Origin of the sequence: Halobacteriovorax sp. BALOs_7, assembly GCF_003612895.1 — a bacterium.
Classification (GTDB): domain Bacteria; phylum Bdellovibrionota; class Bacteriovoracia; order Bacteriovoracales; family Bacteriovoracaceae; genus Halobacteriovorax_A; species Halobacteriovorax_A vibrionivorans.
On sequence record NZ_CP027772.1, the window covers coordinates 2,114,924 to 2,132,972 of the forward strand.

General features: G+C 34.8%; 16 protein-coding genes. 6 read left to right on the forward strand and 10 right to left on the reverse strand.

Annotated features, from left to right (window positions below; translation table 11 throughout):
• From BALOs_RS10065 to BALOs_RS10075, 3 genes are read left to right on the forward strand one after another with little or no spacing between them, the layout of a single operon-like run.
• Entirely contained in the window at positions 1–618 is a 618-nt protein-coding gene (locus tag BALOs_RS10065) for a hypothetical protein (protein ID WP_115363588.1), read from the forward strand.
• Positions 618–1,559 carry a type II secretion system protein GspN gene (gene gspN / locus BALOs_RS10070; RefSeq protein ID WP_120405095.1) on the forward strand — a complete coding sequence of 314 codons (942 nt, stop codon included), beginning with the start codon at positions 618–620 and terminating at the stop codon, positions 1,557–1,559. Before BALOs_RS10065 ends, gspN begins: the two co-directional genes overlap by 1 nt.
• A gap of 48 nt (positions 1,560–1,607) precedes the next feature.
• Positions 1,608–2,597: a polyprenyl synthetase family protein gene (locus BALOs_RS10075; protein WP_120405096.1), complete on the forward strand. Its 990-nt coding sequence runs from the start codon at positions 1,608–1,610 to the stop codon at positions 2,595–2,597.
• Here the strand turns inward: BALOs_RS10075 and BALOs_RS10080 are convergent.
• From BALOs_RS10080 to BALOs_RS10095, 4 genes are all read right to left on the reverse strand, one after another.
• Positions 2,556–2,990: a MerR family transcriptional regulator gene (locus BALOs_RS10080; protein WP_115363594.1), complete on the reverse strand. Its 435-nt coding sequence runs from the start codon at positions 2,988–2,990 to the stop codon at positions 2,556–2,558. The genes BALOs_RS10075 and BALOs_RS10080 overlap by 42 nt on opposite strands.
• Positions 2,991–2,993: 3 nt before the next feature.
• Positions 2,994–3,404 carry an integration host factor subunit alpha gene (locus tag BALOs_RS10085; protein WP_115363751.1) on the reverse strand — a complete coding sequence of 137 codons (411 nt, stop codon included), beginning with the start codon at positions 3,402–3,404 and terminating at the stop codon, positions 2,994–2,996.
• A 299-nt stretch (positions 3,405–3,703) separates the two neighbouring features.
• Positions 3,704–5,170: a DNA gyrase subunit A gene (locus BALOs_RS10090; RefSeq protein WP_115363596.1), complete on the reverse strand. Its 1,467-nt coding sequence runs from the start codon at positions 5,168–5,170 to the stop codon at positions 3,704–3,706.
• 25 nt (positions 5,171–5,195) lie between these two features.
• Positions 5,196–7,424 (reverse strand): toprim domain-containing protein, encoded by a 2,229-nt coding sequence (locus BALOs_RS10095; protein ID WP_120405097.1) that lies wholly within the window; start codon positions 7,422–7,424, stop codon positions 5,196–5,198.
• 73 nt (positions 7,425–7,497) lie between these two features.
• On the opposite strand from BALOs_RS10095, the gene BALOs_RS10100 reads away from it, so the two are divergent.
• The gene (locus tag BALOs_RS10100) at positions 7,498–8,106 is read left to right on the forward strand and encodes a hypothetical protein (RefSeq protein WP_115363600.1); all 609 of its coding nucleotides are present in this window, start codon (positions 7,498–7,500) and stop codon (positions 8,104–8,106) included.
• Here BALOs_RS10100 and BALOs_RS10105 read toward each other — a convergent pair.
• Positions 8,101–9,855, reverse strand: a complete 1,755-nt coding sequence (locus tag BALOs_RS10105) for a DEAD/DEAH box helicase (protein WP_120405098.1) — start codon at positions 9,853–9,855, stop codon at positions 8,101–8,103. The two genes, BALOs_RS10100 and BALOs_RS10105, sit on opposite strands and share 6 nt — an antisense overlap.
• Positions 9,856–9,909: 54 nt before the next feature.
• Complete coding sequence (locus BALOs_RS10110; protein ID WP_120405099.1) at positions 9,910–11,289, reverse strand: sensor histidine kinase KdpD; 1,380 nt, start codon at positions 11,287–11,289, stop codon at positions 9,910–9,912.
• A 175-nt stretch (positions 11,290–11,464) separates the two neighbouring features.
• Between BALOs_RS10110 and BALOs_RS10115 the strand changes: the two genes are divergently transcribed.
• Together BALOs_RS10115 and BALOs_RS10120 are read left to right on the forward strand one after the other, a co-directional pair.
• Positions 11,465–12,151, forward strand: a complete 687-nt coding sequence (locus BALOs_RS10115) for a hypothetical protein (RefSeq protein ID WP_162929646.1) — start codon at positions 11,465–11,467, stop codon at positions 12,149–12,151.
• The gene (locus tag BALOs_RS10120) at positions 12,126–12,752 is read left to right on the forward strand and encodes an iron-containing redox enzyme family protein (protein ID WP_120405101.1); all 627 of its coding nucleotides are present in this window, start codon (positions 12,126–12,128) and stop codon (positions 12,750–12,752) included. Before BALOs_RS10115 ends, BALOs_RS10120 begins: the two co-directional genes overlap by 26 nt.
• Before the next feature lie 63 nt (positions 12,753–12,815).
• Here BALOs_RS10120 and BALOs_RS10125 read toward each other — a convergent pair whose 3' ends face one another.
• The 4 genes from BALOs_RS10125 to nqrF form a co-directional block, all read right to left on the reverse strand.
• Positions 12,816–14,210: a HAMP domain-containing sensor histidine kinase gene (locus BALOs_RS10125; RefSeq protein WP_120405102.1), complete on the reverse strand. Its 1,395-nt coding sequence runs from the start codon at positions 14,208–14,210 to the stop codon at positions 12,816–12,818.
• A gap of 74 nt (positions 14,211–14,284) precedes the next feature.
• On the reverse strand, positions 14,285–15,145 hold the full coding sequence (locus BALOs_RS10130; RefSeq protein ID WP_120405103.1) for a hypothetical protein: 861 nt from the start codon (positions 15,143–15,145) through the stop codon (positions 14,285–14,287).
• Positions 15,146–15,199: 54 nt separating this feature from the next.
• A complete protein-coding gene (locus tag BALOs_RS10135) occupies positions 15,200–16,528 on the reverse strand; it encodes a sensor histidine kinase KdpD (protein ID WP_162929647.1) in 1,329 nt (442 codons plus the stop codon).
• Positions 16,529–16,805: 277 nt separating this feature from the next.
• Entirely contained in the window at positions 16,806–18,032 is a 1,227-nt protein-coding gene (gene nqrF, locus BALOs_RS10140; protein ID WP_115363615.1) for an NADH:ubiquinone reductase (Na(+)-transporting) subunit F, read from the reverse strand.
• Positions 18,033–18,049 lie beyond the last annotated feature (17 nt).

Below are 18,049 nucleotides of genomic sequence, written 5' to 3' on the forward strand. Positions count from 1 at the left end.
ATGAGTGATAAAAGTTTATTTAAAGAAATTGATATTGCAATTGATAAGCAAATTGAAGAAGCAAGATCATCTAACTTCTTTCAATCAACAGCTGATCAATTAAGAGCATTTTCCGAAACAGAACAAAGAATTATCAATCAATTCTTCTCTGCTGTAACTCTTATTATCCCTATTCTACTTTTGGCCGGTGTCTTTATTTTTAGAACGATTCAAAAAAATGAATTAACGACAAGACTGGAGCTTAAAGATTCAATCATTAGTTTTAAGGAAGGAAATGTTCAACTTAAAACTCAAGAAGGTGGAATAATATCTGATGCAAAGATCTATGAAAAGCCGGACTTTGTACAAATGTTAAGTAACTCTCTAACTCGTTTTGATATCGAATCTAATCAAGTCTCAGTTGATGGTTTTAGTCGTTCAAACCTTGGTGGCTCTATTAGTCGAATCGAAACAAATCTTATGATTAACAAATTTACAAATAAGGCCCTCGTAGGTCTACTCAATGAATTACATAGACGCTTCAAAGTAATTATTACAGAAGTAGAATTAGAACGTACGAAAGACACAAAGTTTGTCTCTGGAAAGTTTACTTTTGAGTTTTATACGAAGGCCGATTAATGCAAGAAACGATGAGTAAGAACGAAAATAATATACAAGAAGAAACTTATAAGCTTAATAAGAAAACAATATTTCTTATTATTGTCCTTTCCTTCACTTCAGTCATTATAGGGTTTTTAGCAAACTTCTCTTTTGAAGATAAAATATATGGGCTATTACAAAGTGGCCTAAAAAAGAATCGCCAGTGTCCAATATTCTATAAGAAAGCACAATTAAGTTACTTCTTACCTGGCCTAGAGTTGTCAGGGCTTGAAGTTTCTGGACGCTGCTTACGTACACCAGATGCTCTAACGATAAAATCTGCTAACGTATCACTTGGTCTTCCAAGTGTCGCTCCTATTGGAATTAGCTTTTCTTCTAAAATCGATAAAATCAATGGTTTTGATAGTACATTGAATATTAAATCAATTCATAACTTCTCTACTCAGTATCTAAAATTAGAAGAGACAAGAATTAATCTAGAATCACTTAGGCCAATGCTGGGTCCAGTTTCAATCAATGGAAATATCGATATAGAGGCCCTTGTTAGCACTGATTTAAAATCACTTAAAGATCTCGATATATATCTACGTTCAAAAGACTTAGTTATACCATCACAGATCATTCAAAGTTTTGAAATTCCAACTTTAGCAATTAATAACCTATCTTTAAAAGCATCATCTGATGGTGGACCAATTGAGATAAAAGAGCTTATTCTTGGAACTCAAGACTCACCTATCCGTGCTAAGGCCAGTGGGATTATTGACCTGGATAAAATCAATATTAAAAGATCGAAGTTAGAGATTGAAGCACAAGTTAAGTTCTCTCCAGAATTTATTGAACAATTTGCTATTTTGAATCTTATTTTAGGAAACGGTCAACCAGACGAACAAGGCTTCTATCATATGAGAATTAACGGTACTCTTGGAAACCCTGGAACACCAATTATCGTAAAGCCATAGTCCATAGTTCTAGTTGACTACTAAGACAAATTAGAGCATCTTTAATCGATGCAAACGACGAATAATCTGGATATTAAAAACGCAAGGCAGCATATCGAAGCTGACCTAAAAGAGCTAATAGAAAAACATAGTTATCAAAATTTTTTCCATGAAATTTATGACTATTCTCTTCTTCCTGCTGGTAAGCTATTTCGCCCTCTCTTGGCATATGCAACGGCCATGGACTTTGGTATCAATTTAGACAACAAAGATGCACATAATTCAATTAAGAGCTTCTCGTGCGCATTAGAAATCCATCACACATATACACTTATTCATGATGACATGCCATGCATGGATGACGACCAATATCGTCGCGGTAGACTTTCGACACACGCAAAATTTGGTCAGTGGCAGGCCTTATTGGCCGGAGATGCACTTCACGGATTAAGCTTTAATCTTATTAATAAAATTAAATGTAATAATAAATATGAAATATTAAATTATGCTCACTGGTGTCTAGGAGCAAAAGGACTAATCCTTGGCCAGGCCCTAGATCTTGATCACCAAATGACTGAAAATTTTGAGAATCTCGTTCTTACCCATAAACTTAAAACGGCCAGACTCATTCAACTGGCCATTGTTGGAGCATATCTCCAAACAGAGAATACGACATTTCAACAGGCCAAAGCACTTCACCGACTAGGTCATCATATGGGAGTTGCATTTCAACTTCTAGATGATTTATGTGAGCTAGAAGATGAGAAACTTAGTGAACATGAATCGGCAGTAAACCCATGGCTTACAAGACAAACTCAATGCTTTAATGAGTTAAAACGTAATTTAGAATATCAAAAACATTTCTTCGAAAAATATGGCTGTGAAAACTTAAGATTTGTCTATGGACAATACTTAGGGAAGATACTCTCAATAATAGAAAATAGTAAAGAGACCATCATCTCTCATCTATCGCAACTCAAGAATGAAGAGGATGTAGAGACGGCCCAAGCCGCCTCTTTAGATCCAATTATTTCTTTGTTGAATACTTTGACTCTTTAGGTTCAATTCTTTCAGAATGCCACGTGCCTGTTCAAGCTTATCGAGATCAATATCAAAATTTGCCATTTTAGACTTTACAGCTTTAATTGGCTTATTTGATCTTGCTACAACTTTCTTAGGCTTAGTTGCTTTTTCCAGATCAAGCTTTCCATTTAGGACTAGCTTGGCCTTATCAATTGATAATTTATTATCAAAAAGCAATGACTTAATCTTTGCAAGAATTTGGATATCTTTTTGTTCAAATAACTTTTGTCCAGTCGATGAAACAAGGGGTGAAACTTCTTCAAATTCACTTTCCCAGAATCTTAATACATACGGCTTTACACCGACGATCGTACAAACTTCATCTAATTTAAAAAGTGATTTTTGTGGGATATCTAAGTTCTCTAACATTGATTAAAATCCATTGAATTCATTTTCATCATCTTTACTATCATCGTTATTTAAGAAAGAGCTAAGCGCTTGTGGCTTACCTTCCTTAGGAGCAATAGAAGTATCTTCCTTACCCTTTTCATCAATACGATGAGCATAACGTCCAGTGATGTCTTCTTTTAGTACTTGAGATGGTTTGAACGTAAGAACACGTCTAGCAGAAATTTCCATCGCCTCACCTGTCTGAGGGTTTCGCCCCACACGAGATGCCTTATCGCGAATTGAGAAATTTCCAAAACCAGAAATTTTCACCTTTTCACCACGTGCTAAAGTGTCTTTAATTACCTTAAACACTAGATCAACTAGGTCAGAAGCTTCCTTTTTAGAAAACCCTGCTTCCTTGTAAACTCGTTCAACTATATCAGCTTTGGTCAAGCTCATTGCATTCCTCCATGAATCAAAAGAACCTATATATATTAATAGGTTAGCAGAATTATGAATATTTCACAAAAAAAATTTTATGGGAAATATATTTCATTTTAATAACTTAGACATTTTTAGAGTAAAGCGATCATTTCCCTACTTTAAGAATTTCTTAAGTTGTCCTACTAAACAACTATTATGTAATATGTATATATCAACTTCTTCTTGTCAAATTGGCGTATTGACATGAACAATCCCCAGCATAGGTTCCGCACTCTTGCTGGGGATTTTTTTATTCATTTTCGAGATGATTACTTAGACTTCTTTTTAACGGCCTTTTTCTTTGCCTTCTTCTTTCCAAGCTTTTCTTGATCCTTAGCAATTTTCTTTAGAACCTTCTGCTTCTCTTGATCTTTTTTCTTGATCCAATCAGTCAACTTAGTATCAACATCGTTTAGCTCTTCGATTAACTTCTTGGCAATTAATTTTGGAGACTTTGCGATTTTTGTATACTCGGCCAGCTTCTTCGTTTCATCTTTAACCATGAGCTTACGCTTTTCTACTTCATCTTTTGTCATACGATAAATAGGCATATCTGCAAGGTAATCAGAGTAGACATATTTCTTCTTCTCTAGATACTCAACAAATGACTTTCTGTTTTTTGACTTTGTCGCCTTTTCGTATTCTTTATTCTTAATAAATTTGATGATCTCATTATTTTTTGTAATTGAATCTTTAAGATCTTCACAAAGAAGTTCATATCGACGCTTAACGACCTTAAGTCTTTCTTGCGTAAAGATCTCAATAATCTCTTCAGCACGCTCAAAGATCTTAACTCCTCTTTCAGAAATAAGAGTATAGTTTGGAGATAGTGAAGATGTTACTCCAATTGTGTCAGTAACCTCTTTTAGCGTTACTTCCTGGCCTTTTTTGAAAAGTAATTCAATATTAATTTCGTTATCAACTGATGCATCAACGAAGTCTTTTATAAAACCACTATCGATAAACTTCGTTAAGTGACGATAGATCTTTTTTGCATCATAACCACGTGGCAATTCAGTAATAAAAAACTTTCCGCCTTTTTCTTCGATAGACATATCAAAGGTTAGCTTTCCAGTTTTCTTATCTTCATGAATTGGAAGTGAATAATTGTGCACATAAGGCTTCATCTTACGAGGTTTTCCTTTTTCTACACAATGGATCATCGATCGGATAACATCCTTATGGTGAAAACTTGGAATCATTGAAGAAAAACCAGTTCCAATCCCCTCTGCTCCATTAAGTAGCATAATTGGAAGCTTTGGTAGAAGCCCTACTGGCTCCATTGTTCTCTCATCATAATTAGGAACCATTTCAACTTGGTTCATATCATCAAATAAAAGAATTTCAGAAAACTTTCCTAACTTACACTCAATATACCTTCCGGCCGCTGGATCGGTTTCCATACGTTCTCCGAAGTACCCTTTCTTATCGATAAGAGGGTAATTATTTGAGAACGTATAATCTTGTGCCATATTAACAATGGCAGATTCAATCGATGCAGGTCCGTGTGGGTGAAGAGTTAGAACTAATCCCGTTGCAGCTGATACTTTTAAAAGCCCCTTTGATTGATTTTTCCAAAGAGTATATAAAATCCTTCTCTGTCCTGGTTTTAGGCCGTCTTGTAGATAAGGGATGGCACGATCCATTAAGGTATAGATCTGATATGTGCGGTATTCATCTCTTACAATATCTTCTAAATTAATAGACTCAAGTGAGTGAAGATAAGTTTCTTGCATTATTTATTTCCTTCCTAATACTTTTTTAATCAAGATAATCAATCATATCTGCTAGGCTTGAGCCCGCTTTTTTACCAACTGCTTTCTTTGCTTTCTTCTTGGCCTTTTTAGCAGTTTTCTTTGCTGCTTTTTTTGCAGTTTTCTTCTTTGCCGTCTTTTTTGCCGTCTTCTTCGCTACTTTCTTTGCAGCCTTCTTCTTTGCTGCTTTTTTGGCAACTTTCTTTGCTGCTTTTTTAGCAGGCTTTTTCTTAGCAGGGGCCTTTTCTTGCTCTTCGATAACTTCAGACATGATCTCAGACTCGGCTTCATCTAATAGAAGGTCCTTTCTTAAGTTTGTGTCTTTACCAAAGCAGATATTTAACATTTCTTTAGCTTTAGCATTATTATCAATTGTTATCTTTGTGTACTCATCTTTTGAGAGAACGTACTTCCAAGCTTCAGGAGACATCTCCCCTAGCCCTTTATTTCGGTGAATCATTTTAATCTTAGCTTCACCTGAATCTCTAAATTGATCTAATTCTTTCTCTGACTCAAAATAAAGTGTCTTCTTATCAGTGATAACCTCAAAAAGAGGTGCCTTTGCAATCTGAATAGCACCCATCTCGAATAACTCCGGCCAAAACTGGTAGAAGAAATTCGTTAAGAGTGTATTAATATGGCCACCATCAACATCTGAGTCGGCCAGGAAGACAATACTTGAATAACGAAGTTTCTTTGGTTCAACTTCTTGACCTAGGGCCAGGCCAATTGAGGCCATAATATCTGAAAATTCTTGGTTATTTAGAATATCTTTAATACCTGCTTGTGCAACGTTCATTGGCTTACCTCGAAGGGCAATCCCTCCTTGATAAAGCTTATTACGAGCAGATCTTAAACCACCAATTGCTGAATCTCCCTCACAAATGAAAAGAGTACAAAGATCGCGCTTCTTTCTCTCGTTGGCATCAAGAAGTTTTTCAACTCTTTGCCTTTTTTGCTTACGGGCCTTCTTAGCGGCTTCTTTTAGAACTTGGTACTTATGACGAGACTTACCTCTTTCAAGAACTACTTCTAGATAGTCCTTATTCTTTCTCATAAATTTATCAATATTCTTACCCATGAATTCTTCAAGGGCCTTTTCAAGGTGTGTATCACGTACAAGCTTACGCTTTGTTTGCGACTCAAACCTTGGGTTTGGCATTGTAATACCAAGGACAAAAGTAAGACCTGAGAGAACATCGTTATCAACTAGCTTGATTTTTTCTTTCTTAGCTTGTCTCTCTAACTTATCTTTTATGGCATTGATAAAGATACGACGAACTCGATCATGGTGGAAACCACCATCATAAGTAGGTGTAGAGTTTACAAATGAAATAAACCTTTCACGCTCTTCACTACTTTTATCAATACAGAATGAAAGAGACATATCGATACGTCCCTTTACCTTTTTCTTCTTTGTATTTACTGTTTCATAAACATATGAATGAACACCAAAGTCATGAGCATTCTCTTCGTCAATACGTTGTGAAAGCTCAAATAGCCCTTTAGTGAAGTGATACTTTTCACCGTTAAAGTAAAAAGCAAGACCTGGATTATTATAAGCAAGGTCGATAATACGCTTTCTTAAAAGGTCCTCATCAATTTTATTATCTTTATAAACTTCCTTGGCGAGAGTAACCTGAATCGATACCCCAGAAGCGCCTTTAAACTTTTTAGGCTTTGTTTGTGTTATCTTCAGAGCACCATCGATAAACTTCGTTGTCTGCTCTTTTTTAGAGTTATAGTGTTTAATTGTTACATTGAACTCATCGGCCGTTAAACATGTAGCAGCTGCACCAAGACCATTTTGTCCCAATGTTCTGTGAAGAAAACCTTTTTCGTCAGTTTCTTCATCCTTAAACTTAGAACCTGTTCTAAATTCAGAATAAACCTGTTTTACCTTATCCAGTGGAAATCCGATTCCATTATCTGCTACTGTTACCGTCTTTCCATCTTCACTTAATGAAGTGTGAACCTCTGTAACGTGGCCACGATAATACTCATCGATACAATTATCTAGTAACTCTTCTATTGCTTTAGACTTGGCCTGGTGAAACTTAACTGTCTGAAAATCAACAGATTTATCACCATAGACATAAGTCTCTAAGTCTTCAATATCGTTGGATCCGAAAACGAGAGTGATACGATTTCGACAGTGCCATCTTTGATCTTTACTCTCAATGACTGCGTCTTTCGTCTTCCCTTTTCTTTTAACTGACTCAATGCTGCGTCCCATCCTTAACTTTTCCCCTATCTTAGCTTCGTGCTATAATGTAATCAGTATAAAGAATAAGGGAAACTTAAAGGCCTTGAAAGTTACAACGCGTCAACCATTTATAATTACAGCGCTTTTTTGCCAATTATTAGTATTTTCAAATCAGGCCTATGCCTCTGATTTCAAAGGGATTAACCCTGATATTAAGGAAATATTAGTAGATAAAAAAAGAATTTATCGTAAATCCATCGTAAAGACCGAAGGAAATAAACAAAGTTTAGATTACCAAATATATGGCATCCATCCAAACAAGTGTAAGACTGCACTGCGAAAACTTTCTCGTTATGAGAAATTCAATGAATATATTGATCTGGTTAAATTATCTGGCTATTCAGAGAAGAAAAAACAAATCTATCTCTATCTTGATCACACATTAATGCCATTTCCAATGTCTCTAACTTTTAAGATTCCACGTATTAAAAAACCGGGTGTCTATCCCTTCACTTTTGATAAAGGATTCTTAAAAGGATTACGTGGTGAAATAAATGTTAGACAATTAAGCGATGGACGTTGCCTCTTCTTTTCTAAAAGTTTTTGGAAAGGAGAAAAGTCATCAATACCAGATACACTCTTTGAAATGTTTTCCGAAACTTTAGGAGAGCTAGCAATGCAGAAGCTATTTAGAATTTCCCGCAGATTATAAATAGCGTTTACTATTTATTTCTTCTAAAAATATCTTTTCTCTAACTTGCCAGAATCGTTGCTTCTTACGAGCAATTACAAATTTGGGCTTTCTAAAGAACATACGATCTTGAATAACTTTTTCAATATCATCAACTTTATATTTCAAATCACTTCGCTTGAGGTGTTTTTTCACAAAAGCATGATAGAAGGCCATGCGTTGTGACTGAGTATTTAACTGAAAATACTCTTTTAAAGACTCTCCATTTACATCAAAATAACTAACTTCTAGAGATCGTCCTTTCTTACCTTGGTATTGCTTAAAGAACATCTCCTCTACTCGCATTATATGAGCATCTTTAAGCTGCATGGCCTCTTTTAACTTCTTATCTGCATCACGCAACTCATGTTCACAATGGGCACAAATATGAGCACTAATATCATTACTTTGCCCGCAATTATCACAGCTTTTAAAGCGAAAGAGAAAGCCACATTCTTGAACGTCCATTGTTACTTCATCAAGATGTATTCCCTGACATTTTCGGCCGTAATGTTCAGTGATATTTCCCTCACTATCCATTTTTCCCCAGAAGATATTTGCATGCCCACAATCCGGACACATCACTTGAACCTCTTGTGTATCACCACTCGGTTTTACTTCCCCAACTTCTGGTTTGAAAATATCGTGATCCAATCCTGTATAGTCTAAAATTAAGCAGTCTTGCTTGCCTTCAAAAAGTCTTAGGCCCCTTCCAACGATTTGTTGATAGAGACTGATTGACTCTGTTGGACGAAGAATTGCAATAAGATCCACATGAGGGGCATCAAAACCTGTGGTTAGAACAGAGACATTGACCAGGTACTTAATTTCTTGATTTTTAAAATGAGTAATTAATAAGTCTCGATCTTCCTGAGGTGTCTCTCCTGTCACGATAGCACTTTCATTTTCAGGTAAATGAGAAAGAACTTCATTGGCATGTTTTACAGTAGAGGTAAAAAGCATAACACCACGGCGATCTTTTGCTTCTTGTACAATATGTTTCACAATTCCAGGAGTCACTCGAGCGGAATCTTCTAAAATCTTCTCGATTTCTTGAGTTAAATAGCGTCCACTATCTTCATTTACTTCTAACTTAGAAAAGTCGTAACAAGCAACAGGAGAATCAATCTTAATCGGCCTCGTTAGATAGCCATTTTTAATCATATAACTTAATGGTAGCTCATAGAGGCAAAACTTAAAGAATCGTTCTTCATTTGTTCGAAGGATTTCATGGTAATGATAATTATAAATCCACCCCATTCCCAAGCGATATGGTGTCGCAGTTAGGCCCAAGAAAAAAACCTTCTCATTGGCCTTCTTTATCTTTTCAAAAACTTGTTGGTATTGAGTTTCTTTCTCAAGAGAGATGCGATGACATTCATCTATAATTATCAAAGAAAAGTCTTTAAAAAATTTATCGTCCGCTCTGGCCACTGATTGAATTGAACCAAAGATTACTTTATCGTTATAATCTTTTCTCTTCATTGAAGCAGAGAAGATCCCCGCTTTTAAATCATAGGATTCATATTTAGCATGATTTTGTTCAACAAGCTCTTTTACGTGGGCCAATACAAGGACCCTTCCCTTAGCAACTCTTGCAAGTTCAGCAATCACCAGACTTTTTCCGGCACCAGTAGGAAGTACAATGAGAGATGGATCCTTGGTTTTTCGAAAGTGTGAAATAACACGCTCTACAGCTTCAACCTGATAATCCCTGAGCTTAAATTTCATGAATTAAGTTTAGCAAAGAAATAAGACGATGCATATTTACAATTGATAGTTACTTTAGTGATTTAATGAAACTCCAGAAATTGAGCTTTTTGATAGCAGACGAGGGACTACACAAGTAATCGTTGTTCCCTTTCCTACTTCACTTGAAATTTTTACTTCACCATACATTTTTGCAAGAAGGTTCTTAGCAATGATCATCCCCTGGCCATATCCCTTTTCACCTAAAGTTCCTTCTATCTGTTGCACAGTTTCAACATTCATTCCTTTTCCATAATCAATAATGCTGAAAGAAAAACAATCTCCTACTTGCTTTACTTCAACATCAATTTCTGAATAAACAGAAGAATATTTGATGGCATTAAAGAAGTAGTTACATAAGATATTATATAAAAAGACTGATTTATTGATTTGAATAATCTCTTCTTCCACATCAATTTTAAAATTCACCTGAATTTGTTTTCTAGTCAATTGCTCTTGATAGATCTCTTCTAATTCATGAACAATGGTAGAAACCTTTTCATAACTATATTCATTTAAGATGTGGTCCTCATCCATTTCATTTTTTAAAGTATTAGCTGAGATGGTTTGAATAATATTAATATGGTTTGTAAGCTTCTTAACTAACTCTAGTTCTTTTGTATTTTCTAGCTTCTTCTCAAGTCTTTGACATAATAGCTGAGAGGCATAAATAGAGTTATTTACATCGTGGCCCATCGCTCTAACTAGAACGGACTTTTCTTTTAAAGATTGATCCAACATCATGTTTAAACGCTTTAACTCTTCGTTTTTTCTGTCTGTTTCATCCTTTAGCTCATTAATTAATTTTAAGTACTTTGATCTTGCACCAAAATGAGCACTTCTAGTACGAATATATAGGAAAAAAGAAGAGAAGATATTACTTCCTAATGCAGGCTTTAAAACTAATTTTAAAGAATTAGATGTAATTTCTTCAAATAAAATAACTGCTGATTTTCTTCCAATGATTACAGGAAAATTGCGATAAACCTCGAGATATACTTTAAAAAATATTGGATCAATTCTTTCTTGAGTTTCATTTATTTGCTCTAATATGATCTTTCGATCTCGAAATTCTACCTTTAACTTTATTCCCTTATATAGATAAGGAAGAACTAGCCTCGATTGAAAACGATATAGGTTCTTATGTGAAATGAAGCTAAAAACGAGATTTTTAAATAATGCGATTTCGTCTGAATGAATTCCCTCTATAGCAATAATGTGAACGATCTCTTCATCAGAATAACTCTTGCGTAGCTTTGCGAAGTATTCATTAAGAAAACTTACACTGCTATATTTTTGTTTGTTACCAAAATGTTCTCTGTAGAGCTCGTTGAACTCGTCTCTCTCAATATTGAATTTCTTAAGAGAGCCCATGAGAATATTTGCAACGACACTTGAGATTTGTAAATCGTTCATATGTTCTTATCTACCATATAAGTAAGTATAGACAGTTTGATGTGTAAAACATACACATAAAATAGTGGCACACCAAAGTAAATAAAACAAGTTTATTTCATATATAAGGTATTGAAAACTCGAGGTCTAAAATAATTATCCCTATGGCCAGCCTTTCCTTACTAAAATAAAATTTATGAATATATCAATGAACATTATTTTAAAAGATGAAATAATGAACTCGTCCATAAACTCATTTGCTATAAATGAAGCCTTTAAGCTTTATATGGATGTATGGAAAAATATATTCACAGAGTATGAGGTATTCCCCTCTGATTCACTATTAAGACAAGATATACATATTTTGCTCTATCACGAAATGAAGCCTATTGGATATTGTGCAATGAGTAAGTACGATTATACTTTGTTAGCTTACCGACATCATTCTTTTTTCACTAATATGCCAAATGAAGTATTAGAGACACTTACGCAACTAGAACTTCAAAAAACATGGAGTGTTGAGCTTCTAACTGTCCACCCTAATTTTAGACAAGGCCATTTCGAAATTGATGTTTATGAAGGCCTAAAGCAAGTACTTATGAATATCATTCGTGATCTTCAAGCAGAACATGTGATCGCACCTATTGTAAAAACAAACCAAGCAAGTTTAAAAGGTCGGGTCCATGGTGAAATCATTATTCAAAATATTATATATAAAAGTTTATTTTGTGATTTTTTACATATGAACTACAAAACTGTTCCAGATATAGAAGATGAAAAGCTAGCAAAAGCAATTAATAGCCTCTATCAACCTTTCAAAGAAAAAATTAAGAGTTTATCTGACAAGGAGAAAATTTATGAGCAAGCTAAAAAAATTAGTTGATAATGAAGTTGCTGAAATGATCGATTTCTTTATGGCAGCGAACTTAGAATCTCGTGAAGTATATGCAAACTGGCTGGCACAAACATATTTTTATACTTCAAGCTCTGAGGATATCCTTCTTTTTTGTGCAGAAAAGAGTAAAAAATCAGATATGGCAAAAAGATGGCTAGAACATGCTGATGAAGAAGCTGGCCATGAGAATTTAGCATTGGGTGATTTAAAACGACTTGGGTTCAAAATAGAAAACTTCATTGAATTTGAAGAAACAAAGCTTTTTTATCAATCACAGTTTTTTCTTGCACAAAAGTATTCTGGAGAAAGTGTCCTTGGATGGGTTCTTATTCTTGAAGCTTTTGCTGCTTCTGTTCCTAAAGAATACATTGATAAGCTCATCTCCATACATGGAAAACCTACTACGCGATTTATGTTTATTCATTCGAACGAAGATGTTGAACATGTAGAAAAAGCATATCAAGCGGTAGAGAAATTAGATAATTTAGATTTAATTATTGAGAATATAAAAATGACAAAAACGAGGTATTTATCAATGTTAAAAAAATGCAATGAAGCTAAAAATATTGGATTTGAAAAAGCAGCATAAAAAATACAAGAAACACCTAGGTCATTTTTTCGAGAAAAACACTTAAGAATGGCCTATATAGAGCTAATTCTTTAAAAAAAGAATATTTGAATAATCATTATCCTCATGAGCAATATTTTTAGATAACTCAACAGATGTACCATTATCTAAACTTGAAGAAATATTTACTTTAAAACCAAGTGCAGCAGCAGTATCCATAATAATACTCATACCATGACCTGTTCCAGCTTCCCCTTCAGTCCCCTTTGTTGAATCAATAGCACCGCTATTCATCTTTATAAGATCAATTTTTTTTTGTGGGATTCCAACACCAAAATCGATGATTCTTAGATATAGTTGTTCCTCAAGAACTTCCGCTGAAAATACAATACTCCCATTTTTTTTGGAAAACTTAATAGCATTATACATAATATTTGAGATTAGATTATTCTGAAGAGCTATTTTATTCGTATAAATATTTAAATTATCATCAATTTTAAAGTCATGAATAATTCGTATACCTTTTTGATGAGCAAGATCTTCATACTCAGTAACAGAGTCTAACAAGAGAGAGTATAAATTAATCTCAGAAAATTCGTAGATTTTATCATGTTTAAAACTTCGACCTTTTGAATTATTAATTATACCTAGAACAGATTTTGAAAAACGATCGATTCGATCTATGGCCTGTTCATAATCCCCTCTTTTTATCTTTTTCTTTGCAAACTCAAGACTTAATAACTTATTGGCTATATCATGATTTAACGTTCTATTACTTAAATTTAGATCCGCATTTAAAGATTCTAATTTTTTTCGATAATTTTCCAATTCAAGATTTTGTTCTTCCAACTGATTAGAGTATTCAATATTTTGCAAGATTAACTCTTTATACTTCCTCTTAGTAAAGAAGAGATTATAAAAGAAATTTGGTAAGCTAAACTTAGCAAATACTGGATTAGAAACAGTATAGATGACTTTATTATCAAGAGTTCTAAACTTTACTCTAGAAGGACTTTTTGCTCCTAAGAAGTTCATTGGAACCGTTCGAAATAGATCAACATACATATTGATAAACTCATGAAAGATCTGATCAGAGTGATCAAAAGTAAATATTAAATGAAAGGTGTCTGAACTGATTTTTCTTGAGGACACTTTAACATTTGAATAAAAGATTTTAAATGAAAGCTTCAAGAAGAAATTAAATAATAAGCTATAGCTAACAAAATAAGTTATAGTATCAAAAATAGGCTTGATAACTTTATTTGCGACACCTGTTTCGTTAATAATCTCGGTATAATTTTCGTAACGATTTGCAAAAGCAATTGTAATTAACTTGAAATCCTCCCAAGAAATTCGTCCTTTTTCATCTGTGAGGCTTTTATCCTGCATAGAAATTTCATACAGAAATTCGTCAACCGAATCCCCCATGGACTTGATCCCATCAAAGTATGCATTTAACGCTTTATTACTGACTTCCAATTAAAAAATTCTCCAAAAATTCTTAGAGATATTTTCCATTGAAAAAACGGATCGTGCAACTTACATTTAACAAATTAAATATCTTGATAACAGCGGCGTAATAAATCACCATACTCTCTCTCTAAGAAGTCTAATAGATCTTTTGATGATTTAGGCGCACCATATTCAGCAATGAAATGCTCATAAATCCCTGCTCGATATGAGTCTGGAAAACTCGTGTCTTTAAGATCTATTCCCTTTCCTTTAATAAAAACGGAACGAGGAGTAAGCTTTAATGAATATTGAGAAACATTTTTTGTATCAATAAAACGAATATCTCCACTTGGAAATAGCCTATCTTTAATTCTCTTTAGGCCCTTTTTACCAAAGCATCTTTCTTGTTGATAATTGATACCATGATTCATAAGAATATCCTGAATATCCATATTTAAACCAGTGATGATATCAGATGCCGTATAACCAAAGAACTCGTGGGCTGCAACGTGGGCGTTTACCCCTCTAATATTTTTACGAAACCAATTCTCAACATTCTTAAGAGCAATTGCTGAACGACTATTTGAGTTTTTAATTAAAACATCAAAATCCGCATGCATCATTTCATGAAAGACAGTTGATGCTAAGATTGTAAATTGATACTTTTGTCCCATTGGAAAGTCTGAAAGCCCCACAATTCGATTACCGCGCCAATTTTTCTCTCTTAGAACAATTGTATTGGTCTTATCATTATAAGTTGCTTCGGCCCCTGATTTATTCATCATCCACTTTTCAAAGAAGTTAGGTTTACGAATACGCACCTTTTGAGCAACATCATCTAGCCGACCAAGTTTTAATCCATGGCTCTTTTCTAGAGAATTTGAAAATTGAGAAATCGTAGCTGGACTTGCGGCCAACACATAAGTTGTAATAAGTAGAGTAAGTAGTGCTTTCATATCCATAATTACACCTTGAAAAACTTAAAATTACTATTACTGTAAGAAGATATCAGGGACTTAATAGCGAGCACTTATAAAATCACCCTGCTCCAAGTCATCAATTGGTCGATTTGAAAGACTTTTTGTATAAGGAATCTTAACCACAACTTTAGTTCCGCGCTCCAATCTATAAAATTGAACTTCACCACCAATTCGATTAACGATGTAGCATATTATACTCAGCCCCATCCCACTGCCCGTCTCCTTATTTGTCCCTGCACTAGAGCGAACTTTTGAAAAACTTTGAACTGACTTTACGATATCCTCAGGTATCCCCTGTCCGGAGTCGATAATACTGAAGTAGATGAAATGATGGTCTATCACCATAGAAAAATAAACCTTAAGACCAGAGTCAGTAAACTTAAGAGCATTAGATAATAAATTGCCCAAAACAGAATTAACAAGACTCTCCTTGCTTATGGGTAGGGATATTTCTTCTTTCTTTATTGGTGCAGTGGTAATGAATTGCACATTCTTCTCATGAAAACCTTCTTCGTAACGTGAGATAGCGCACTTAAATACATCGACAGGATTGAGTTCATAATAATTATCTTGTCCATCAAACTGCTTTCTCATTTCTTCTTTAAACTTAATAAGCTCTCTAAGTCGATCGTAGGCCCGTTTTACATAACTCAAACTCTTATCTCGCAATGCTCTAGCAAGGCTTAAGGAGAGGAAGTTTAAATCATTTGAAGTATCGTGAATAACTGACTTATAAATAGCATTAATAAGCTTTAGTTCTTCTTGAAGTTTGTGATCCCCTTCGACTTTCTTAGATAATGTTTTAACTAACACTCCCATCATAATGGAGATAAAAGTTAATACTCCTGCACTCCACCCCCAAATAGCAGAGCCAGGAATTTCATAGCTTAAACAAAATGAAAGAGTGACAATAGCAGCAACACTAAAGATTCCAAAATAGAAAATATTTTCTAAATTTGTAAGTCTCTTTCCATAGAAATAAAGAGCATATATACCAGGAGTGAAGCTTCCTAAGGCAATAGGAAGTGTATAATACATTATTTTGGTATTAAGAGAAAAAAGAATGCCTCCGGCAACAAGGCCTAAGACAAAGAAGACAGATATTCTCTTACGATAGTACTTTAAGCGATTATCTAAAAAGAAATTACTAAGATAATAAAGAGGAACAACCTTTAGACTAAAGAGGATGATATCCATTTCTCTACTTTCAGCGAAAATGAACCTTATTGCATAAAGGAAGAAATTAATATTTAAGGCCATTTTTAGCTGTGAATAATCCGTTTCTCGATCCAGAGATGCAATGACGTAAGCACTCACAACACATAGTAGTAAGAAGGATAATAAAACTATGTATAACGTGCTCATGCTATCCATTTCTAAAAAATAGCATATTAAAAAAAATGAACAATTTAAGAAAGGATAACTTAACTTAAGATTTTACCGTCCATCCTGGGCATGCGTCCGCTCTCGGCTCCTGCCTTCGCGGACATACCGTCCATCCTGGACATAAAAACCTAAGACCGGGATAAACCTCAGAAATTTGCTTTTAAAAAGGAAGGCCCCCGGGGGAAGCCGGGAGTGTACTCATGTACACGACCAATTCCACCGGGGGCCTGACGCATTTAAAACGAATTTATGAGGTTTATCCCCCGAAATCATCAAGCATGATGTCGTCGCGCTCAACACCAAGGTCAAGAAGCATATCGATAACACACTTGTTCATAATTGGAGGACCACATAAGTAGTACTCACAATCTTCAGGAGCTGGATGCTTGCTCAGGTATTCATCATGTAATACTTGGTGAATAAAGCCAGTGTAACCATCCCAATTATCTTCTGGTAGAGCATCTGATAGAGCAACGTGCCACTTGAAGTTATCATTTTCAGCTTGTAGGCCGTCAAAGTCTTCAACATAGAACATTTCTCTCTTAGAACGTGCACCGTACCAGAAAGTCATCTTACGATCAGTTTTGATTCTCTTAAGTTGGTCAAAGATATGTGAACGCATTGGCGCCATACCAGCTCCACCACCAACGAAAACCATTTCTTTATCTGTATCACGAGCAAAGAACTCACCAAATGGACCAGAGATAGTAACTTTATCACCTGGCTTACAGCTAAAGATATATGAAGACATCTTCCCTGGAGGAGTTCCCTTAGGAGCTCTTGGAGGAGGAGAAGCAATACGCACGTTAAGCATAATGATTCCCTTCTCTTCAGGGTAATTTGCCATCGAGTAGGCTCTAATTGTCTCTTCGTTTACTGTTGAGTTGTATTGCCATAGGTTGAATTGATCCCAATCCCCACGGTACTCTTCTTCAATATCGAAGTCTTTATAATCAATAGAAAGTCCCGGAGGTCTTTCAATTTGAATATAACCACCAGCTCTAAATGGAACTGATTCACCTTCAGGTAGTTCAAGAACGAATTCTTTAATGAAAGTAGCAACGTTGTGGTTTGATCTAACCGTACATTCCCACTTCTTAACACCAAAGACAGACTCTTCAACTTCAACTTCCATATCAGTTTTAATACTAACCTGACATGCAAGTCTTAGACCTTCACGAGCTTCTTTCTTTGAGATATGTGACATTTCAGTTTCTAGGATTTCACCGCCACCTGAGTGAACGTGAACTGTACACTGGCCACAAGTTCCCCCACCACCACAGGCAGAAGAAACAAATAATTTTTGATCAGCAAGAGCATTAAGTAGCTTCCCTCCAGCAGGGATTTGAACAACTTTCTCACCGTTGATCGTTAGTTTAACATCTCCGCTTGATACTAGCTTTGACTTAGCAAAAAGAATAACTAAGACAAGGGCCAGAACCACAACGGTAAACATTAAAACACCAAGAATAATTGCATTCATAATATTTCCTTTTTATT